19 protein-coding genes are annotated in these 17,248 nt (G+C 68.2%); 9 read left to right on the top strand and 10 right to left on the bottom strand.

Annotated features, from left to right (window positions below; translation table 11 throughout):
• The 3 genes from DIE08_RS03380 to DIE08_RS03370 all read right to left on the bottom strand — a co-directional run bounded on the left by DIE08_RS03380 (position 1) and on the right by DIE08_RS03370 (position 2,271).
• Positions 1 to 615 (bottom strand): bifunctional 2-polyprenyl-6-hydroxyphenol methylase/3-demethylubiquinol 3-O-methyltransferase UbiG, encoded by a 615-nt coding sequence (locus tag DIE08_RS03380; protein ID WP_124901007.1) that lies wholly within the window; start codon positions 613 to 615, stop codon positions 1 to 3.
• 83 nt (positions 616 to 698) lie between these two features.
• A complete protein-coding gene (locus DIE08_RS03375) occupies positions 699 to 1,754 on the bottom strand; it encodes a 2-dehydropantoate 2-reductase (protein WP_124901006.1) in 1,056 nt (351 codons plus the stop codon).
• Entirely contained in the window at positions 1,747 to 2,271 is a 525-nt protein-coding gene (locus DIE08_RS03370) for a DUF962 domain-containing protein (RefSeq protein WP_124901005.1), read from the bottom strand. The genes DIE08_RS03375 and DIE08_RS03370 overlap by 8 nt, the downstream gene beginning before the upstream one ends.
• Before the next feature lie 81 nt (positions 2,272 to 2,352).
• Here DIE08_RS03370 and DIE08_RS03365 point away from each other — a divergent pair, with 81 nt between their 5' ends.
• Entirely contained in the window at positions 2,353 to 3,060 is a 708-nt protein-coding gene (locus DIE08_RS03365; protein ID WP_124901068.1) for a Crp/Fnr family transcriptional regulator, read from the top strand.
• A gap of 100 nt (positions 3,061 to 3,160) precedes the next feature.
• Positions 3,161 to 4,372 carry a chromate efflux transporter gene (gene chrA / locus DIE08_RS03360; RefSeq protein ID WP_124901004.1) on the top strand — a complete coding sequence of 404 codons (1,212 nt, stop codon included), beginning with the start codon at positions 3,161 to 3,163 and terminating at the stop codon, positions 4,370 to 4,372.
• 110 nt (positions 4,373 to 4,482) lie between these two features.
• Here chrA and sodB read toward each other — a convergent pair whose 3' ends face one another.
• From sodB to DIE08_RS35470, 3 genes are all read right to left on the bottom strand, one after another.
• Positions 4,483 to 5,061, bottom strand: a complete 579-nt coding sequence (gene sodB, locus DIE08_RS03355; RefSeq protein ID WP_044848579.1) for a superoxide dismutase [Fe] — start codon at positions 5,059 to 5,061, stop codon at positions 4,483 to 4,485.
• A 240-nt stretch (positions 5,062 to 5,301) separates the two neighbouring features.
• On the bottom strand, positions 5,302 to 6,684 hold the full coding sequence (xseA, locus tag DIE08_RS03350) for an exodeoxyribonuclease VII large subunit (RefSeq protein ID WP_124901003.1): 1,383 nt from the start codon (positions 6,682 to 6,684) through the stop codon (positions 5,302 to 5,304).
• A complete protein-coding gene (locus DIE08_RS35470) occupies positions 6,608 to 6,850 on the bottom strand; it encodes a hypothetical protein (protein ID WP_170296496.1) in 243 nt (80 codons plus the stop codon). Before DIE08_RS35470 ends, xseA begins: the two co-directional genes overlap by 77 nt.
• A gap of 284 nt (positions 6,851 to 7,134) precedes the next feature.
• Between DIE08_RS35470 and lpxK the strand changes: the two genes are divergently transcribed.
• The 5 genes from lpxK (at position 7,135) to DIE08_RS03325 (ending at position 11,097) form a co-directional block, all read left to right on the top strand.
• Entirely contained in the window at positions 7,135 to 8,163 is a 1,029-nt protein-coding gene (lpxK, locus tag DIE08_RS03345) for a tetraacyldisaccharide 4'-kinase (RefSeq protein WP_059608000.1), read from the top strand.
• On the top strand, positions 8,144 to 8,347 hold the full coding sequence (locus tag DIE08_RS03340; RefSeq protein ID WP_006750935.1) for a Trm112 family protein: 204 nt from the start codon (positions 8,144 to 8,146) through the stop codon (positions 8,345 to 8,347). The genes lpxK and DIE08_RS03340 overlap by 20 nt, the downstream gene beginning before the upstream one ends.
• A 118-nt stretch (positions 8,348 to 8,465) precedes the next feature.
• Entirely contained in the window at positions 8,466 to 9,257 is a 792-nt protein-coding gene (gene kdsB / locus DIE08_RS03335; RefSeq protein WP_059527793.1) for a 3-deoxy-manno-octulosonate cytidylyltransferase, read from the top strand.
• Positions 9,258 to 9,465: 208 nt separating this feature from the next.
• Positions 9,466 to 10,128, top strand: a complete 663-nt coding sequence (adk, locus tag DIE08_RS03330; protein ID WP_059607999.1) for an adenylate kinase — start codon at positions 9,466 to 9,468, stop codon at positions 10,126 to 10,128.
• 210 nt (positions 10,129 to 10,338) lie between these two features.
• Positions 10,339 to 11,097, top strand: coding sequence for an SDR family NAD(P)-dependent oxidoreductase (locus tag DIE08_RS03325; protein WP_124621492.1), 759 nt, complete (start codon positions 10,339 to 10,341; stop codon positions 11,095 to 11,097).
• Between the two features lie 77 nt (positions 11,098 to 11,174).
• Here DIE08_RS03325 and DIE08_RS03320 read toward each other — a convergent pair whose 3' ends face one another.
• Entirely contained in the window at positions 11,175 to 12,017 is an 843-nt protein-coding gene (locus DIE08_RS03320) for a SirB1 family protein (protein WP_059608018.1), read from the bottom strand.
• 8 nt (positions 12,018 to 12,025) lie between these two features.
• Positions 12,026 to 13,576 carry a murein biosynthesis integral membrane protein MurJ gene (murJ, locus tag DIE08_RS03315; RefSeq protein ID WP_124621490.1) on the bottom strand — a complete coding sequence of 517 codons (1,551 nt, stop codon included), beginning with the start codon at positions 13,574 to 13,576 and terminating at the stop codon, positions 12,026 to 12,028.
• Positions 13,577 to 13,880: 304 nt separating this feature from the next.
• On the opposite strand from murJ, the gene rpsT reads away from it, so the two are divergent.
• On the top strand, positions 13,881 to 14,153 hold the full coding sequence (gene rpsT / locus DIE08_RS03310) for a 30S ribosomal protein S20 (protein ID WP_006482211.1): 273 nt from the start codon (positions 13,881 to 13,883) through the stop codon (positions 14,151 to 14,153).
• 147 nt (positions 14,154 to 14,300) lie between these two features.
• Here rpsT and DIE08_RS03305 read toward each other — a convergent pair whose 3' ends face one another.
• A complete protein-coding gene (locus DIE08_RS03305) occupies positions 14,301 to 14,621 on the bottom strand; it encodes a DUF3579 domain-containing protein (protein ID WP_006762342.1) in 321 nt (106 codons plus the stop codon).
• Positions 14,622 to 15,034: 413 nt separating this feature from the next.
• Here DIE08_RS03305 and argF point away from each other — a divergent pair, with 413 nt between their 5' ends.
• Complete coding sequence (gene argF, locus DIE08_RS03295) at positions 15,035 to 15,964, top strand: ornithine carbamoyltransferase (protein WP_059607996.1); 930 nt, start codon at positions 15,035 to 15,037, stop codon at positions 15,962 to 15,964.
• A 129-nt stretch (positions 15,965 to 16,093) separates the two neighbouring features.
• Here argF and murB read toward each other — a convergent pair whose 3' ends face one another.
• Positions 16,094 to 17,143, bottom strand: a complete 1,050-nt coding sequence (gene murB / locus DIE08_RS03290; protein WP_124621488.1) for a UDP-N-acetylmuramate dehydrogenase — start codon at positions 17,141 to 17,143, stop codon at positions 16,094 to 16,096.
• Positions 17,144 to 17,248 lie beyond the last annotated feature (105 nt).

Below are 17,248 nucleotides of genomic sequence, written 5' to 3'. Positions count from 1 at the left end.
TCATGCGGCGCCATCGACGTCGTCGTCCCGGCGCGCGATCAGCCGATGCACGCGCTTGCCGGATGACGCGCTGACCACCTCGTGCTCGTCGATTACGTGCATGCCGGGGCCGAGCGCCGCATGCATGCGCGCCGAATCGAGCGGTGTGTACAAGCGGCCGCGCTCGTCGCGCAACGCGCCGTTGCCGGCCACCCGCCAGCTCAGGTACAACGTGCCGCCGGGCATCAGCAGTGCAGCCAGGCGCGCGGCCGCCGCAGCGGCATCCGCCTGCTCGAGATGCATGACGACCGTCTCGCACAACACGTTTCGAAACGCGCCGGACGGCACGCCCGCGAGCGCCGGCAGCGCAGCCAGTTCGAACGTCAGCGACGGGTGACGCAAGCGAGCCTCGGCAAGCAGCGCCGCGCTCGCATCGTAGCCGCGCACGTCGAATCCTTGCGACGCGAGCCACGCAGTGTCGCGCCCCGCGCCGCAGCCGACGTCGGCGGTCGGCCCCGGCGAGAAATATTGCTCGAGCAGCGCATACATGTCCTCGGGGGCGGCCTGGTCGAGCCAGTCCTGCGCGTATTGCGCTGCATGGGCTTCGTAGGCATCGAGAGTCGGGCGATCCACCATGGCGATTGCTCCGCATACGCGTCCTGTCGTGCGACGCACCCCGCATCTTAGCCGTTGCGCATCGCGCGTGGTGTAGCGCGGGATTATGCCGCCCTCATGTCGCCCGCGCGATGCGCGGGAGCGGTCAGCTCGGCCCACAGCGCATCGCCGCGCCAGGCTGGCCGCGATGCCGCAGTTTCGGCGTCGTGAACGAGCGCGCACAGCCGCGCGTTGACCGGCGCCTGCGCACCGACGCGCGCGGCCAGCCGGACGATCTCGCCGTTGATCCACTCGACTTCGGTTGCACGGCGCATGGCGAGATCGTCGGACATCGACGAACGTGCGAGCGGATCGATCGCGAGCATCCGGCCGCCCAGCGCGCGAAACACGGGATCGGGCGAGTCGAGCACGGCGGGAATCCAGGCAGCCGGCAACGGCGTGAGCCGCGCGGGCCGGATCGCGGCGCGCGCCAGCACGTGCAGTGCCTCGCGTTGCGCCAGCGCGACGCAGCGTCGATACGCGCGTTGCGAGAGTTCGTCGCGCAACGGCAGGTTCGCGAGCGCATTGACCGCGTTGTTCAGGTTCAGCAGCAGCTTCGCCCACTGCACGGCACGCATGTCGCGGTGCAGCGCGAGCGGTAGCCCGGCACGGGCGAACGCGCCGGCGAATGGCTGCAGCGCGGGTGACGCGTCGGCCGCGAGCACGCCGGCCGAGCCCTGGTGAAACGCGCCGGGCCCGCGTTCGATCACGTTGAACGGCACCATGCCGGCCAGCACGGTCGCTTGCGGCAGCGCATCGCGCAACACGTCGGCGTTGTAGAGACCGTTCTGGAAACTGACGACGACCGTGCCGGGCCGCAGCACGTCGGCCAGTTGCGCCGCGGTGTCCTGCGTCGCGGCCGACTTCACCGCGACAAGCACGAGCCGCGCGGCGGCCGCGGCGGCCGGATCGGTCGAGAATGCGACCTCGGACGGCGCGAGCGTCGCGCGATGGCCGCGCCGGTCTGTCAGGGTCAGCCCGTTTGCGCGAATCGCGTCGCCGATCCGTGCGCGGCCGACGAGCGTGACGGGCGTCCCCGCCGCCGCGAGCCGGCCGCCGAGATAGCAGCCGACCGCGCCCGCGCCGAACACGCAGACCGGCGCGGCCGACGTGTCAGACATGCGAGTGCACGCCGCCGTGGACCGGTCCCGCGCGCCGCTCGACTTCACGGCGCACGTCGCCGCGCAGGCCCACGAAGAACGCGACTTCGGCGACGACGAACAGCGGCCCGACCATCAGGCCGACCAGGTCGTCGACGAACGCGGGCTTGCGCCCTTCGAACCAGTGCCCGACGAACTGCACGATCCAGCCGACCACGAACGCGCCGACGCCGATCCCGAGCCATTGCGCGGTCGGCAGCAACGCGAGCGTCTGCGCAGCCCACAGGCCGAGCGCAAACAGCGCGGTCATCGCCAACCCGAAGCGCAGGTCGAGACGCAGGTAGAACGCCGCGAACGCCACGGCGAGCAGCAGCGCCGGCGACAGCGCGACGCCCGCCAGCGCGCCGATCGCCGGCCGTGACAGCAGCACCTCGACCGCGAACACGATCATCGGAATGCCGACCAGATGCGTCGCAATGTTGCGCACGTCGCGATGGTAGGCCGCATACTGGGAAAGGTGATCCTCGAGCGTCTTCATGGTGTCTCCTGAACGATCATCGAGCGCTATGATGCGCGTCACGCCCGACAACCTCTGTCAGCTACCCGACATCGCGTGCCCATGCCCTCGCCGCTCGCCCCGTACCTGCCGCAGATCGAAGCGCACCCGTGGTTCGCCGCGCTGCCGCCCGCGTTGCGCGAGGCGCTGCTCGCCCGCGCCGCGTTGCGGCACCTGCCGACCGGCCAGGCGCTGTTCCGCCGCGGCGACCCGCCGTGCGGGCTTTATGCGGTGCTGGCCGGTTCCCTCACCATAGGCGCGGTCGATCCGCAGGGCAAGGAAGCGCTGCTGACGGTCGCCGACCCCGTCACGTGGTTCGGCGAGATCGCGCTGTTCGACGGCCAACCGCGCACGCACGACGCGATCGCGCTCGACGACACGCTGCTGCTGCACGTCCCGCAGGCCGCGCTCGTCGCGATGCTCGACGCGACACCGCAATACTGGCGGCAGTTCGCGCTGTTGATGGCGCAAAAGCTCCGGCTGAGCTTCCTGACCGTCGAATCGATGAGCGTGATGCCGGCCGCGCAGCGGCTTGCCGCGCGACTGCTGATGATCGCCGACGGCTACGGCGGGATCAGCGCCGGCCGCACGCGCATCCGGATGTCGCAGGAAAAGCTCGCGGCAATGCTCTCGCTCACGCGGCAGACCACCAACCAGCTGCTGAAGGCGCTGCAGGCCGACGGCATCGTGCGGCTGCATGTCGGCGAAATCGAACTCGTCGACGTCGACGCGCTGCGCCGCGCGAGCGGCCTGCCCGGCGGTACGCCGTGACGGCGCCCTGACGCCGCCGCGAAATCGTCGCAACGCCGCATTCCCGCCGTCATGGCATTGCGCTATCGTGGCGGCTCGTTCGCCCTCCCCGCATCCGCTCTTGAACACGTCCACCGTCACTACTCCGTCCCGTCATGCGTGGCCCGTATTCGTCGCATTCCTGCGGCTCGGCCTCACGTCGTTCGGCGGCCCCGTCGCGCATCTCGGCTACTTCCGTGACGCGTTCGTCACGCGACGCGGCTGGCTGACCGAGCGCGCCTATGCGGATCTCGTCGGCCTGTGCCAGTTCCTGCCGGGGCCGGCGAGCAGCCAGGTCGGGATGGCGATCGGTCTGTCGCGCGCAGGCTATGCGGGGATGTTCGCCGCATGGCTCGGCTTCACGCTGCCGTCCGCGCTGCTGATGATGCTGTTCGCGCTCGGCGTCCACGCGACGGGCATGCCGGTCGCGGCAGGCGCCCTGCACGGGTTGCGCATCGTGTCGGTCGCGGTAATCGCGCAGGCGGTGTGGGGCATGGCGCGCACGCTTTGCCCGGATGCGCGCCGCGTCACGCTGATGGCGATCGCGACCTGCATCGCGCTGCTCGTCCCGGCCGCGTGGCTGCAGGTGGTCGTGATCGTCGCGGCAGGCGCCGCCGGTCTCATGCTGCTGCCGCAGCCCGAGCGCGGCGCCCACGAGCCGTTGCCGCTGCACGTGTCGCGCCGCGCGGGGCTGCTGTGGCTGGTACTGTTCGTCGCGCTGATCGTCGTGTTGCCGGTCGCGGCAAGCGCGCTCCACTCGAACACACTCGCCGTCGTCGATGCATTCTTCCGCACCGGCGCGCTGGTGTTCGGCGGCGGCCACGTGGTGCTGCCGCTGCTGCAAGCGGCGGTCGTCGCGCCGGGCTGGGTCGGCGACTCGGCATTCCTGGCCGGCTATGGCGTCGCGCAGGCCGTACCGGGGCCGCTCTTCACGTTCTCGGCCTTCCTCGGTGCGTTGCTGCGCGACGCGCCGAACGGCTGGCTCGGCGGGACGATCGCGCTGGTGTCGATCTTCGCGCCGTCGTTCCTGCTTGTCGCGGGCACCGCCCCGTTCTGGGAACGCCTGCGTCGCAGCACGCGTATGCAGGCCGCGCTCGCGGGCGTGAACGCGGCGGTCGTCGGGCTGCTGCTTGCCGCGCTCTATCATCCGGTGTGGAGCGACACGATCGTGTCGCCGCGCGACTTCGCTGCCGCGCTCGTCGCGTTCGTCGCGCTCGTGTTCTGGCGCGTGCCGCCGTGGGCCGTCGTGATCGCGAGCGCGGCGCTCGGCTGGTTGTCGGGGATGATCGTCTGATCGGGCGAATGCCGCGCGTCGATTCATGCCCGATCAAAACAAAAAAGCCCTCGTGACGAGGGCTTTTTTTGGGGGATGCCGCGCGCCGCAGAGGCGCGGGATGCCCGGACTTACGCGAAGTTCTTCGCTGCGAAGTCCCAGTTCACGATGTTCCAGAACGCTTCAACGAACTTCGGACGTGCGTTGCGGTAGTCGATGTAGTACGCGTGCTCCCACACGTCGATCGTCAGCAGCGGCTTGTCGGCCGTCGTCAGCGGCGTGGCGGCGTTGCTCGTCGAGACGATGTCGAGCGAACCGTCGGCCTTCTTCACGAGCCATGCCCAGCCCGAACCGAACGTGCCGACCGCGGCCTTCGTGAACGCTTCCTTGAATGCGTCGTACGAACCCCACTTCGCATTGATCGCGTCGCCGAGCGCGCCCGACGGTGCGCCGCCGCCGTTCGGCGACAGGCTGTTCCAGAAGAACGTGTGGTTCCAGATTTGCGCGGCGTTGTTGAAGATGCCGCCCGACGACTTCTTCACGATCTCTTCCAGCGACAGGTTTTCGAATTCCGTGCCCGGGATCAGATTGTTCAGGTTCGTCACATATGCCTGGTGATGCTTGCCGTAGTGGTACTCGATCGTCTCTTTCGAGATGGTCGGCGCGAGTGCGTCTTCAGCGTACGGGAGCGGCGGGAGCGTATGAGCCATGGCGATTCCTTCGTTGAGTATGTAGGGAGGCTGTGTTGAATGCTGCCGAGCGTCCGATTGTAGGCGAGTCCGAATATCCCCGCAAACTCACGGGCATTTATCCGCGGTATGCAGAAAATCGCCGCTGGCGCTTCATCCGGCAGGACGAGACGGCGATGCGCAGCATCCGTTCCCGCGCCCGGCGTTCGATACATCCGGAACGCCGGGCGCGCGACCTTCGTTTTGCTTACGCAGTCGTCGTCAGATCGTGTCGGTCAGCCGCGGCTGCACGTCGGCGAGCGACACGTCGGCCGAGCCTTCGGCGAGATGCACGGTGAGTCGGCGCTGCGGCTTCAGCGCGCTCGGCGCCCGCACCGCGCGGCCGGTCTGCGCGTCGATCAGCGCCGCATAGCCGCGCTCGAGCGTGCGCTGCGGGCTCAGCACCTCGAGCCGCGCCGCGCAGGCCGACACGCGCGCGGTATCGCGCTCGTGACGGCGCTGCATCGCCACCGCGAGACGTTGCGACAGTCCGGCAAGGGCCTGACGCGCCTGCGCCGGGTCGGGCCGCGCGCGCTGCCAGCGCAATTGCGCGAGCGCGAAACGCGCACGCGCGTCGCGCACCGGCCGCGACGCCGCCGATGCGAGCCGCACCGCCAGCTGTTCGACGTGGGTACGTTGCCGCTGCAGCCGTTCGGCCGGGCTGACGAGCCGGCGCGCGAGCCAGTCGAGCTGCTGCGCACGCTGCTCGAGCCCGCGCTCCAGGCTGCGCGCAAGCGCGCGCTGCCGGTCGGCGACCTCGCGCAACAGCAACGCGCGCTGCGGACTCGCGAGTTCGGCCGCGCCGGTCGCCGTCGGCGCGCGCAGGTCGGCCGCGAAGTCCGCGATCGTGAAATCGGTTTCGTGGCCGACGCCGCTGACGACCGGCAGTTCGCTCGCCGCGATCGCCCGTGCGAGCGCTTCGTCGTTGAACGACCACAGATCCTCGATCGACCCGCCGCCGCGGCACACGAGCAGCACGTCGACCTCGCGCCGCGCGTTCGCGGTCTGCACGGCCGCGACGAGCTTTTCGGCGGAACCGGCCCCCTGCACGGGCGCCGGATAGACGATCACCGGAATGTGCGGCGCGCGGCGCGCGAGCGTGGTCAGCACGTCGCGCAGCGCGGCGGCCTGCAGCGACGTGACGATGCCGATCGCGCGAGGGTGCGCCGGCAGCGGCCGCTTGCGCTCGGCTGCGAACAGCCCTTCGGCCTCGAGCTGCGCCTTCAGCAGCAGGAATGCCTCGTAAAGACGCCCTTGGCCCGTGCGCCGCACGGCTTCGACGTTGAGCTGCACTTCGCCGCGCGGCTCGTACATCGTGACGACCGCGCGCACCTCGATCCGGTCGCCTTCGCGCGGCGTGAATTCCGCGTACTGCGCGCGACCGCGAAACATCACGCAGCGCATCTGCGCCTGCTGGTCCTTGATCGAGAAATACCAGTGGCCGCTGGCGGCGCGCGTGAAATTCGACACTTCGCCCGAGATCCACAGCAGCGGGAACGAGCGCTCGAGCATCGTCGAAATCGCGCGATTAAGCGCCGAAACGGGAATCACTTCGTCGCCGCCGCGAGTCGCGCCGGGAGCGGAAAAAGGAGAGTCGGAAAGCATGGGCGGTCGGATGAATGCTGGCGGCGACACGATAGTCCGACACGCGCGCGGCGTCCAGCACCGCCCGCCCGCACTGCAACACGCTGAAGGTGTCCACACTCTGGTAATCGTCCGCCAAAAACACTTGAAAACCTCGGAAAAAACCAGACAATTCCGTATAACGCATTGATTTTTATATATTTTTAAACCTTGCAGTTTGATTCGACGCCGATTCGATGTCCATCCGACGGGCGTTTGACGCGAACGGGCGGGGAGTTTTTCACAGAGTTATCCACAACCCGCTCCGATCCGCCCCCATCGGATGCGTCGCCCGGCCGCGCTTGCCGCGCCCGCGTGCGGCGCGCTAGAGTGCCGCCTTCCGAAGACCTTGCGGCATGCGCCGCCCAACGGAGAATCCGTCTTGATGAATCCGTCCCACGCCGCGGCGCACGACGCGCCGCGTCCGGCCCGATGAGCGCGCCCGGCGGCCCGCTCGCGCGGCTCGAAGCACGCCTCACGCGCGAATGGCAGCGACGCGGCGCCCTCGCCTGGGCGCTCACGCCGTTCGCCTGCGTGTTCGGCCTGTGCGCGGCGCTGCGCCGCACGGCCTACGCGCAGGGCTGGAAGCAACCGGTCGACGTCGGTGTGCCCGTCGTCGTGGTCGGCAACGTGACCGTCGGCGGCACCGGCAAGACGCCGACCGTGATCGCGCTCGTCGACGCGCTGCGCGCGGCCGGGTTCACGCCGGGCGTCGTGTCGCGCGGCTACGGCGCGAACGTGAAGGCCCCCATCGCGGTCACGCCCGCATCGCGCGCGAGCGCGGCCGGCGACGAACCGCTCCTGATCGCGCGCCGCACCGGCGCGCCCGTTTGGGTGTGCCCCGACCGCGTCGCGGCCGCGCAGGCGCTGCGCGCCGCGCACCCGAACGTCGACGTGATCGTCAGCGACGACGGCCTCCAGCACTACCGTCTCGCACGGACGGTCGAGCTCGTCGTGTTCGACCACCGCCTCGGCGGCAACGGCTTCCTGCTGCCGGCCGGGCCGCTGCGCGAGCCGCTGTCGCGCCACCGCGACGCGACGCTCGTCAACGATCCGTACAGCGGCGCGCTGCCGCCGTGGCCCGACACCTATGCGCTCGCGCTCACGCCGGGCGCCGCGTGGCACCTCGACCAGCCGGCGCTGCGCCGTCCGCTGTCGCAGTTCGCGAACGAGCGCGTGCTCGCCGCGGCCGGCATCGGCGCGCCGGAACGCTTCTTCGCGACGCTGCGCGCGGCCGGCCTCGCGCCGGCGACGCGCGCGCTGCCCGACCACTACGCGTTCCCCGACAATCCGTTCGTCGACGACGCGGTCGATGCGATCCTGATCACCGAGAAGGATGCAGTAAAATTGGGCGCTTCCTGGCGCGACGCTCGGCTGTGGGTCGTCCCCGTCGAAGCCGCGCTCGATCCTCGCCTCATTGCCCTCGTTGTGGAGAAACTCCGTGGACGCTCGCCTGCTTGAAATCCTTGTGTGCCCTATCTGCAAAGGCCCGCTCCACTATGACCGCGCCGCGCAGGAGCTGATCTGCAACGCGGACAAGCTCGCCTACCCGATCCGCGACGGCATCCCCGTGATGCTCGTCGACGAAGCACGCCAGACCGTCGAAGGCACGCCGGTCGACCCCGCCGGCCCGGCCGGCAGCTGACGCCGCACCGCTGCGCCGGCGCCTGGCCGCGGTTCGCTGCGGCCGCGTGCCGGCCCCTGCCCCGGGCGGCCTGCCTTCGACGCGCCGCCCGCCCCGCCCTCCTCACCGCCCAGCCCCGATGACTCATCCGCAGCCCTTCATCGCCGTCATTCCTGCCCGGCTCGCGTCGACGCGCCTGCCGAACAAGCCGCTCGCCGATCTCGGCGGCAAGCCGATGGTCGTGCGCGTCGCCGAGCGCGCGCGCGAAGCGGGCGCGCAGCAGGTGCTCGTCGCGTCCGATGCACAGAGCGTGCTCGACGCGGCCCGCGAGCACGGTTTCGAAGCCGTGCTGACGCGTGCCGATCATCCGTCCGGCACCGACCGGCTCGCGGAAGTCGCCGCGACGTTCGGGTGGAGCGACGACACCGTAGTCGTCAACGTGCAGGGCGACGAACCGCTGATCGACCCGGCACTCGTGCGCGACGTAGCGTCGCACCTCGCCGCGCATCCGGACTGCGCGATCGCGACCGCGGCGCATCCGATCCACGCCGCCGCCGATGTGTTCAACCCGAACATCGTGAAGGTCGCGCTCGACGCGCGCAACGTCGCGATGTACTTCTCGCGCGCGCCGATTCCGTGGAGCCGCGATGCGTACCAGCCGCACTGGCCCGACGTCGCGGCCATGCCGGCGCCGGCCTTTCCGGTCCATCGTCACATCGGCCTGTACGCGTATCGTGCGCGTTTTCTGCGCACCTATCCGTCGCTCGCGCAGGCGCCGATCGAGCAGGCCGAGCAGCTCGAACAGCTGCGCGCGATGTGGCACGGCGAGCGCATCGCAGTGCTGATCACCGAGCATGCGCCCGAAGCCGGCATCGACACGCCGGCCGATCTTGCACGCGTGCAGGCCCTTTTTCGGCCGGGTTCAAAATAACCCGTGGCATAATCAGGCGATTGTGCGAGCCGTCCGCGACCCGCGCGTCCTCGCTTGACCCCGCCACGGCCCGCCCCGGCAGCCGCGCGTCGCTTTTCGCCGACGCGCCGCATCAGACCGGCCCGCCGCGTGCAAGGCAAGCCCCGCGTACGTTGTCGCCGACGCTTTTGCGTCTCGCCACACGAATCTACATACTGGAGATATCACCATGCGTTTGATCCTGTTGGGCGCGCCCGGCGCGGGAAAGGGCACCCAGGCAAACTTCATCAAGGAAAAGTTCGGCATCCCGCAAATCTCGACGGGTGACATGCTGCGCGCGGCCGTCAAGGCCGGCACGCCGCTCGGCATCGAGGCGAAGCGCTTCATGGACGAAGGCAAGCTCGTGACGGACGACCTGATCATCGGTCTCGTGAAGGAGCGCCTGAAGGAAGCCGATTGCGCGAACGGCTATCTGTTCGATGGCTTCCCGCGCACGATCGCGCAGGCTGACGCGATGAAGGAAGCTGGCGTCGCGATCGATTACGTGCTCGAAATCGACGTCCCGTTCTCGGAGATCGTCGAGCGCATGAGCGGCCGCCGCACGCACCCGGCGTCGGGCCGCACGTACCACGTCAAGTTCAACCCGCCGAAGGTCGAGGGTGTGGACGACGTGACGGGCGAACCGCTGATCCAGCGCGACGACGACAAGGAAGAAACCGTCAAGAAGCGTCTCGAAGTGTACGAAGCGCAGACCAAGCCGCTGATCAAGTATTACGGCGACTGGGCGCAGCGCGGCGAGGAAAACGGCCTGAAAGCCCCGCAGTATCGCAAGATCTCGGGCCTCGGCAGCGTCGATGAAATCCGCGAGCGTGCGTTCGACGCACTGAAGTAAGCACCGCGTCGTGCACCGCAAGCCGCCCTTCCGGGCGGCTTTTTTTTCGTCTGCCGCGACCGTTTCGTCTGACCTGGATTCGCACGACCGTGCCGCACTGGCCGGCGTACGACGGCGCCCCGTACAATCGATCGAACGCGTGCGCCGCGTGGGCCGGCGCACCGCCTTTCCTCCGATCGACCGGCATCGGACCCAACCAAGGAGACAGTGATGGAGATTCGCGGCAACGTCTTTCTGATCACGGGCGGCGCATCGGGCCTCGGCGCCGGGACGGCCCGCATGCTCGCGCGTGCCGGCGGCAAGGTCGTGCTCGCCGACCTGAACGAGGCGGCCGGCACGGCGCTCGCGAGCGAGCTGGGCGGCGTGTTCGTGCGCTGCGACGTGTCGAGCGAGGCCGATGCGCAGGCGGCCGTCGACGCCGCGACGCGCGCGGGCACGCTGCGCGGCCTCGTGAACTGCGCGGGCATCGCGCCCGCCGCGAAGACCGTCGGCAAGGACGGTGCGCATCCGCTCGACGTATTCGCGAAAACGATCAACGTGAACCTGGTCGGCACCTTCAACATGATCCGGCTCGCGGCCGCTGCGATGGCTGCGACCGCGCCGAACGACGGCGGCGAGCGCGGCGTGATCGTCAGCACCGCGTCGGTCGCCGCTTACGACGGCCAGATCGGCCAGGCCGCATACGCGGCGTCGAAGGCCGGCGTCGCAGGCATGACGCTGCCGATCGCACGCGATCTGTCGCGCCACGGCATCCGCGTGATGACGATCGCGCCCGGGCTGTTCGAGACGCCGATGCTGCTCGGCATGCCGAAGGACGTGCAGGATGCGCTCGGCGCGATGGTGCCGTTCCCGCCGCGGCTCGGCAAACCGGACGAGTACGCGATGCTGGTGCGCCAGATCGTCGAGAATCCGATGCTCAACGGCGAAGTGATCCGCCTCGACGGCGCGATCCGGATGCAGCCGAAGTAAGGGCCACGCAATTGCAAATGAAAAACGCCCGCGATGCGGGCGTTTTTACGTTCGGGGCTCCGGGGAGACGTGACGGCTCAGTCCTCGCCGTCGCGCTGCATCCGCTGCCGCAACTCGGTCACCTGCGATTCGACGACGGTCGCGTCGTCCGCATCGGGCCGCTCGCCGAGATACTGCTCGAGATCCTCGAGTGCTGGGCGCAGATAGTCGAGCCGCGCATAGGCGAAGCCGCGGTCGCGCACCTCGTCGAGTTGTTCCGGCAGCAGGATCACGAGCCGCTGCTGCACGGCAAGCAGCCGCTGCCAGCGTTCCGTCTGCAGGTAGATCGTCTTCAGATTGCGCAGCATCCGCGCGATGATCTCGCGGCTCGTGGCCGGCTGCAGCAGCGCGCGCAACGCGCTGTCGACCGCGCCCGCCGCACGCGCGACGTACGGCTCGAGCATCTCGACCATTTCGGCTTCGGACAGCGAATGGCCGTTGGTCGGATCGATGATCAGGTCGCCATCCGGCAGCGTCACGCGCAGCAGGAAGTGGCCGGGGAACGACACGCCGCGCGCCGGCACGCCGATCTGCTCGGCGAGTTCCAGGTACAGCACCGACAGCGAGATCGGGATCCCGCGCCGCCGTTTGAGCACGGCGTTCAGGTGGCTGTTATCGGGGTCGTAGTAATCGTTGTGATTGCAGGCGAAGCCGAGCTCGCGGAAGAAGAAGTCGTTCAGCGCGGCGACGCGGCCCTTCAGGTCCGCATCGTCGGCGAGCCGCCGGCGCAGCCGCGCCGCCAGCATGTCGAGTTCGGCCAGCGTGCCCTGCAGGTCGAGGTCGGGATACGCGTCCTGCGCCAGCGACAGCGCGGCTTCCGTGACGGGCAGACTGTCGTCGTCCGCCACGAGCGTGCTGAAGTAGTCGAGGACGCGGGTCATTGCGGTCATCACTTGGCGCGCCTTCTGAAGTAAGCGTATTTGAAGCCCATCACCCACAACATACCGAAATATAGTGCAGCGAACAGCACCAGGCATGCCGCCATCAGCGCGATGCGATCGAGCGGCTGCGCGCGCATGCCGGTCCAGTCGAAGCTGATCGCGCACCAGTGCATCAGACCCGCGAGCACGAGCGCCGCGCCGATCAGTTGCACGAAGAAGCGCAGCCAGCCTGGCGACGGCTGGTAGATGCCGCGCTTGCGCAGCCCGAGGAACAGCAGCAGCGAGTTCAGGCATGCGCCGACGCCGATGCTCAGCGTGAGGCCCGCAGCGCCGATCAGCGGCACGAACACGTAGTTCGAGATCTGCGTGACGATCAGCACGCCGATCGCGATCTTCACGGGCGTCTTGATGTCCTGCTTCGCATAGAAGCCCGGCGCGAGGATCTTGATCAGGATGATGCCGACGAGGCCGATCCCGTAGGTCGCGAGCGCGCGTGCGACCATCGTGACCGTGTGCGCGTCGAACTTGCCGTAGTTGAACAGCGTCGCGGTGAGCGGCGTCGCGAAGAAGAACAGTGCGAGCGCGCTCGGCGCCGCGAGCAGGAACGTGACGCGCAGCCCCCAGTCGAGCAACGCCGAATATTCGGTCGAATCGGCGTCGACGTGCGCCTTCGACAGGCTCGGCAGCAGGATCGTGCCGAGCGCGACGCCGAGCAGCGCGGTCGGGAATTCCATCAGGCGGTCGGCGTAGTTGATCCACGACACGGCACCCTGCCCGAGCCGCGACGCGATGTTGGTGTTGATGATCAGCGACAGTTGCGCGACCGACACCGCGAACGTCGCGGGCACCATCTTCGCGAGCACGCGCTTCACGCCGGGATGACGCAGCGCGCGCACCGGGTTGAGGCCGATCAGCGGCACCATGTCGATCTTCTTCAGCCCCGGCAGCTGCACGATGAACTGCAGCACGCCGCCCACGATGACGGCCCATGCGAGCGCATAGACCGGCACCTTCAGGTGCGGCGCGACGAACACGGCCGCGGCGATGAACGCGACGTTGAGCAGCACCGGCGCGAACGCCGGCAGCGAGAAGCTCTTGTAGGTATTCAGCACGCCGGACGCGAGCGTCGTCAGCGAGATGAACACGATGTACGGGAACATGATCCGCGTCATCGTGACCGCGAGCGGGAACGCCTGTCCGTCGGTATGCAGGCCGGACGCGACCGCGAACACGACCCACGACGCGCCGGCGATCCCGAGGACCGACAGCACGGCGAGCGCCCAGGCGAGCACGGTCGACATCGCGTCGACGAGCGCCTTGGTCGCATCGTGCCCCTGCTGGTTCTTGAATTCGGCCAGGATCGGCACGAACGCCTGCGAGAACGCGCCTTCGGCGGACAGGCGGCGCAGCAGGTTCGGGATGCGGAAAGCGACGTAGAACGCGTCGGTGTATTGACTGGCGCCGAACGCACGGGCGATCAGCGTCTCGCGGGCCAGTCCGGTCACGCGCGACAGCAGCGTGAAGCCGCTGACCGTCAGCAGGGCTCGGAATAGATTCATGGGGCGCTTATTATACGGACGTTGCGTGTCCCGGCACGGACGGATGCCGAAAAGGGCCCATGTCGCCGGCGCCCCCGTCCGTCCGACATCACGTTGACCTTGCCACGCGCTTGATTTTGTTGCTATAATCGCCGGTTTCTGAGCCTGTTACATGCACGGCGCCTGTCGTTTTCATGTCTCGGCCTCGGTTAAAATCACCGTTTTTTATGCGCCCCTGGGCAATCGCTCTCAGGGGACGGATCGAAAAGCAGCGCTTGGCCGTCAGGCTCCAAGCTCTGGAAACAGGACAGGATAAGGAACCGTCATGGCTAACTCCGCACAAGCACGCAAGCGCGCCCGCCAAGCCGCGAAGGCAAATTCGCACAACTCGGCGCTGCGCTCGAAATTCCGTACCGCGATCAAGTCGGTTCGCAAGGCTGTTGAAGCCGGCGACCAGGCAAAGGCTGCCGAGCTGTTCAAGGCTGCCGTGAAGACGATCGACACGATCGCCGACAAGAAGATCGTTCACAAGAACAAGGCCGCTCGCAGCAAGAGCCGCCTCGCCGCAGCCGTCAAGGGCCTGCAGGCAGCAGCGTAAATCCGGCGCGCCCGCTCTCGCGGGCGTTCCTGTTTCCTGCGATCACGAAAAAGCCCGCCTAGGCGGGCTTTTTTGTTGCGCGTCGCCTGCGCATCGCGCCGGGCGACCGTCAGGCGCGGGCGCGGGATGCCCCCTCGCCCGCCGAATTCACTTCTTCTCGTTGTAGTCCGGCAACTCGCACGCCTCGGTGACGACGAGGTTGTTGTCCTTCGCGAAGTTCAGCACGAAATCGAACGCCATCGGCTCGATGTCGCGCAGCCGGGAATCGAGGATCACGCATTTCAGGTCGCCGAGCATCGTCGGGCGCACGTACAGCGAATATTTCAGGCGCGCGTTCGGCCCGCTCGCACCCGGCCCGAAACAGGCCATCACGCCGGCCAGACGCTCCGACCAGTCGCTCGGGCGAAACTTTTTCCCGTCTTTCGTGATGCCCTGGATGAAGAATTCGGTCGGAGGGGTTTCAGCCATGTGGTTACCCAAGTGACGGCCCGGCGATGTCCAGGCGACGGCGCCTGGATACGCGAACACAAAGCTGGAGTGGACGACGACAGACGCGCTCCGATATCCCGAAAACAGGCCGTCGCTGCGTGCCGCCGACGCGCCGCACCGGATTTGTGCAGCGCATGGCTTGTGTCCGGCAGAGCGCGAAGAGCCTTGCCTGCCGGGCTGGAGAAAACTTTTGAATTATACCGCAGCGCGACATCGCGCGTCGTCTCGCGCCCCCTCTTCCGGCATCCTCCAGTGTGCGCCACGATCGCGCCCCGGTTTTCGGCGCGGCTCGTCAAAGCACAGAAAATCCTTTATGCTGCTTTGAGTTATCCACACCCGACGGCGGCGCCGTCCGGCCTTGCTGCCGGGTGCAATCCGCCGTATTTCGTTTCATGACCGCCAAAACCATTCGTCACTACCTGCAGTTCAAGGATTTCTCGCTGGAAGACTACGAGTACGTGCTCGAACGCACGGGTATCCTGAAGCGCAAGTTCAAGAACTACGAGACCTATCACCCGCTGCACGACCGCACGCTCGCGATGATCTTCGAGAAGAGCTCGACGCGCACGCGCCTGTCGTTCGAAGCCGGCATCTTCCAGCTCGGCGGCCACGCGGTGTTCATGAGCACGCGCGACACGCAGCTCGGCCGCGGCGAGCCGGTCGAGGATTCCGCGCAGGTCATCTCGCGGATGGTTGACATCATCATGATCCGCACGTTCGAGCAGGAGGTCATCAAGCGCTTCGCGGAGAACTCCCGCGTGCCGGTGATCAACGGCCTGACCAACGAATACCACCCGTGCCAGGTGCTCGCCGACATCTTCACGTACTACGAGCACCGCGGCCCGATCGCCGGCAAGACGGTCGCGTGGGTCGGCGATGCGAACAACATGCTCTATACGTGGATCGAGGCCGCGCAGATCCTCGGCTTCAAGCTGCGCCTGTCGACGCCGCCGGGCTATGCGCTCGACATGAAGCTCGTGTCGCCGGACAGCGCGCCGTTCTACGAGGTGTTCGACGATCCGAACGAAGCGTGCAAGGGCGCCGATCTCGTGACGACCGACGTGTGGACGAGCATGGGCTTCGAAGCCGAGAACGAAGCGCGCAAGCAGGCATTTGCCGACTGGTGCGTCGACGAGGAAATGATGGGCCATGCGAACGCGGACGCGCTCTTCATGCACTGCCTGCCCGCGCACCGCGGCGAGGAAGTGACGGCCGGCGTGATCGACGGCCCGCAGAGCGTCGTGTGGGACGAGGCGGAAAACCGCCTGCACGTGCAGAAGGCGCTGATGGAGTTCCTGCTGCTCGGCCGGCTCAAGCACTGATCGCAGCACCCCGCAGCACCCGAGCGCCGCCGGCATCCGGCGGCATGCAAAAAAAGCGCTGATCGTCGATCGGCGCTTTTTGTTTGTACGCGGCGGAAGCGAATGAAATGCGCGGTACGAAAGACCGCGTTACAGGCACACCGGCTCGGGTTCGAGCTCGACACCGAACCGCTCGCGCACGTCGTCCTGGATCGCACGCGCCAGCGCGAGGACCTCGACACCCGTCGCGCCGCCGTGATTCACCAGCACGAGCGCCTGCCGGTCGTGCACGGCCGCCGCCCCCAGCGCGCGCCCTTTCCAGCCGCAGCGGTCGATCAACCAGCCGGCCGCGAGCTTCACCTGCCCGTCCGGCTGCGGATACGACACCACGTCCGGCACGCGCGCGCGCAGCGCGTCGAACTGCGCGGCATCGATCACCGGATTCTTGAAGAAACTGCCCGCGTTGCCGAGCACGAGCGGATCGGGCAGCTTCGCGCGGCGGATCGCGACGACTGCATCGAACACGTCGCGCGGCGTTGCCGCGTCCGGCGCGATGCCGCGCGCGTCGAGCTCGCGCGTGACGTCCGCGTAGCCGAGCCGCGGCGTCCAGCGCTTGGGCAGCCGGAACGTCACCGATACGATCGCGAAGCGGCCGCGCCCTTCCCGCTTGAAGAAACTGTCGCGATAGCCGAACGCGCAGCGCGCGGCGTCGAAGCGCTCGCTGCGCCCCGTCGCGAGCTCGACGGCGACCAGCGAGTCGAAACAGGTCTTCATCTCGAGGCCGTACGCGCCGATGTTCTGGATCGGCGCGGCGCCGACGGTGCCCGGAATCAACGCAAGGTTCTCCAGGCCCGGCATCCCATGCTCGAGCGTCCACGCGACGAACGCGTGCCAGGTCTCGCCGCCGCCGGCCTCGACGTACCACGCGTCGTCGTCCTCGCGCACGACGCGGCGGCCGGCGATCTCGTCGAGCAGCACGACGCCGTCGAAATCGCGCGTGAACACGACGTTGCTGCCGCCGCCGAGCACGAGCTGCGGCAGCGACGCGACGCGCTGGTCGCGGTGCAGCGCCTCGAACTGCGCCGCCTGCGTGATGCGCGCGGCAAAGCGCGCCTTCGCGGCGATGCCGAACGTATTGTGCGCAGCAAGCGGATGGTCGGGGAGCAGCGACAGGGCGGAATCGTCAGGAGGCATCGGCATTCGCGGTCACGTCCGCCGGGCGGCCTTACGGCCGGCCTTGGGCAAACGGAAGGGCATCGGTAAAATGGCAAACAGTCCGCAATTATAGCGAGTGCCCGCGCGCGA

Origin of the sequence: Burkholderia sp. Bp9004 (genome assembly GCF_003858025.1) — a bacterium.
Lineage (GTDB): Bacteria > Pseudomonadota > Gammaproteobacteria > Burkholderiales > Burkholderiaceae > Burkholderia > Burkholderia diffusa.
Note: the sequence above shows the minus strand (reverse complement) of the source record. Positions and strands in the feature narration are given on the sequence as shown.

Excerpts from the sequence above, each read along its gene's own strand:
- DIE08_RS03365 (WP_124901068.1), top strand. The coding sequence starts at position 2,353 with ATGCCCTCGCCGCTCGCCCCGTACCTGCCGCAGATCGAAGCGCACCCG.
- lpxK (WP_059608000.1), top strand. The coding sequence starts at position 7,135 with ATGAGCGCGCCCGGCGGCCCGCTCGCGCGGCTCGAAGCACGCCTCACG.
- DIE08_RS03305 (WP_006762342.1), bottom strand. The coding sequence starts at position 14,621 with ATGGCTGAAACCCCTCCGACCGAATTCTTCATCCAGGGCATCACGAAA.
- argF (WP_059607996.1), top strand. The coding sequence starts at position 15,035 with ATGACCGCCAAAACCATTCGTCACTACCTGCAGTTCAAGGATTTCTCG.
- xseA (WP_124901003.1), bottom strand. The coding sequence starts at position 6,684 with ATGCTTTCCGACTCTCCTTTTTCCGCTCCCGGCGCGACTCGCGGCGGC.
- adk (WP_059607999.1), top strand. The coding sequence starts at position 9,466 with ATGCGTTTGATCCTGTTGGGCGCGCCCGGCGCGGGAAAGGGCACCCAG.
- DIE08_RS03380 (WP_124901007.1), bottom strand. The coding sequence starts at position 615 with ATGGTGGATCGCCCGACTCTCGATGCCTACGAAGCCCATGCAGCGCAA.
- DIE08_RS03375 (WP_124901006.1), bottom strand. The coding sequence starts at position 1,754 with ATGTCTGACACGTCGGCCGCGCCGGTCTGCGTGTTCGGCGCGGGCGCG.
- DIE08_RS03370 (WP_124901005.1), bottom strand. The coding sequence starts at position 2,271 with ATGAAGACGCTCGAGGATCACCTTTCCCAGTATGCGGCCTACCATCGC.
- DIE08_RS03320 (WP_059608018.1), bottom strand. The coding sequence starts at position 12,017 with ATGACCCGCGTCCTCGACTACTTCAGCACGCTCGTGGCGGACGACGAC.
- murJ (WP_124621490.1), bottom strand. The coding sequence starts at position 13,576 with ATGAATCTATTCCGAGCCCTGCTGACGGTCAGCGGCTTCACGCTGCTG.
- rpsT (WP_006482211.1), top strand. The coding sequence starts at position 13,881 with ATGGCTAACTCCGCACAAGCACGCAAGCGCGCCCGCCAAGCCGCGAAG.
- sodB (WP_044848579.1), bottom strand. The coding sequence starts at position 5,061 with ATGGCTCATACGCTCCCGCCGCTCCCGTACGCTGAAGACGCACTCGCG.
- DIE08_RS35470 (WP_170296496.1), bottom strand. The coding sequence starts at position 6,850 with ATGCGTTATACGGAATTGTCTGGTTTTTTCCGAGGTTTTCAAGTGTTT.
- DIE08_RS03325 (WP_124621492.1), top strand. The coding sequence starts at position 10,339 with ATGGAGATTCGCGGCAACGTCTTTCTGATCACGGGCGGCGCATCGGGC.
- kdsB (WP_059527793.1), top strand. The coding sequence starts at position 8,466 with ATGACTCATCCGCAGCCCTTCATCGCCGTCATTCCTGCCCGGCTCGCG.
- murB (WP_124621488.1), bottom strand. The coding sequence starts at position 17,143 with ATGCCGATGCCTCCTGACGATTCCGCCCTGTCGCTGCTCCCCGACCAT.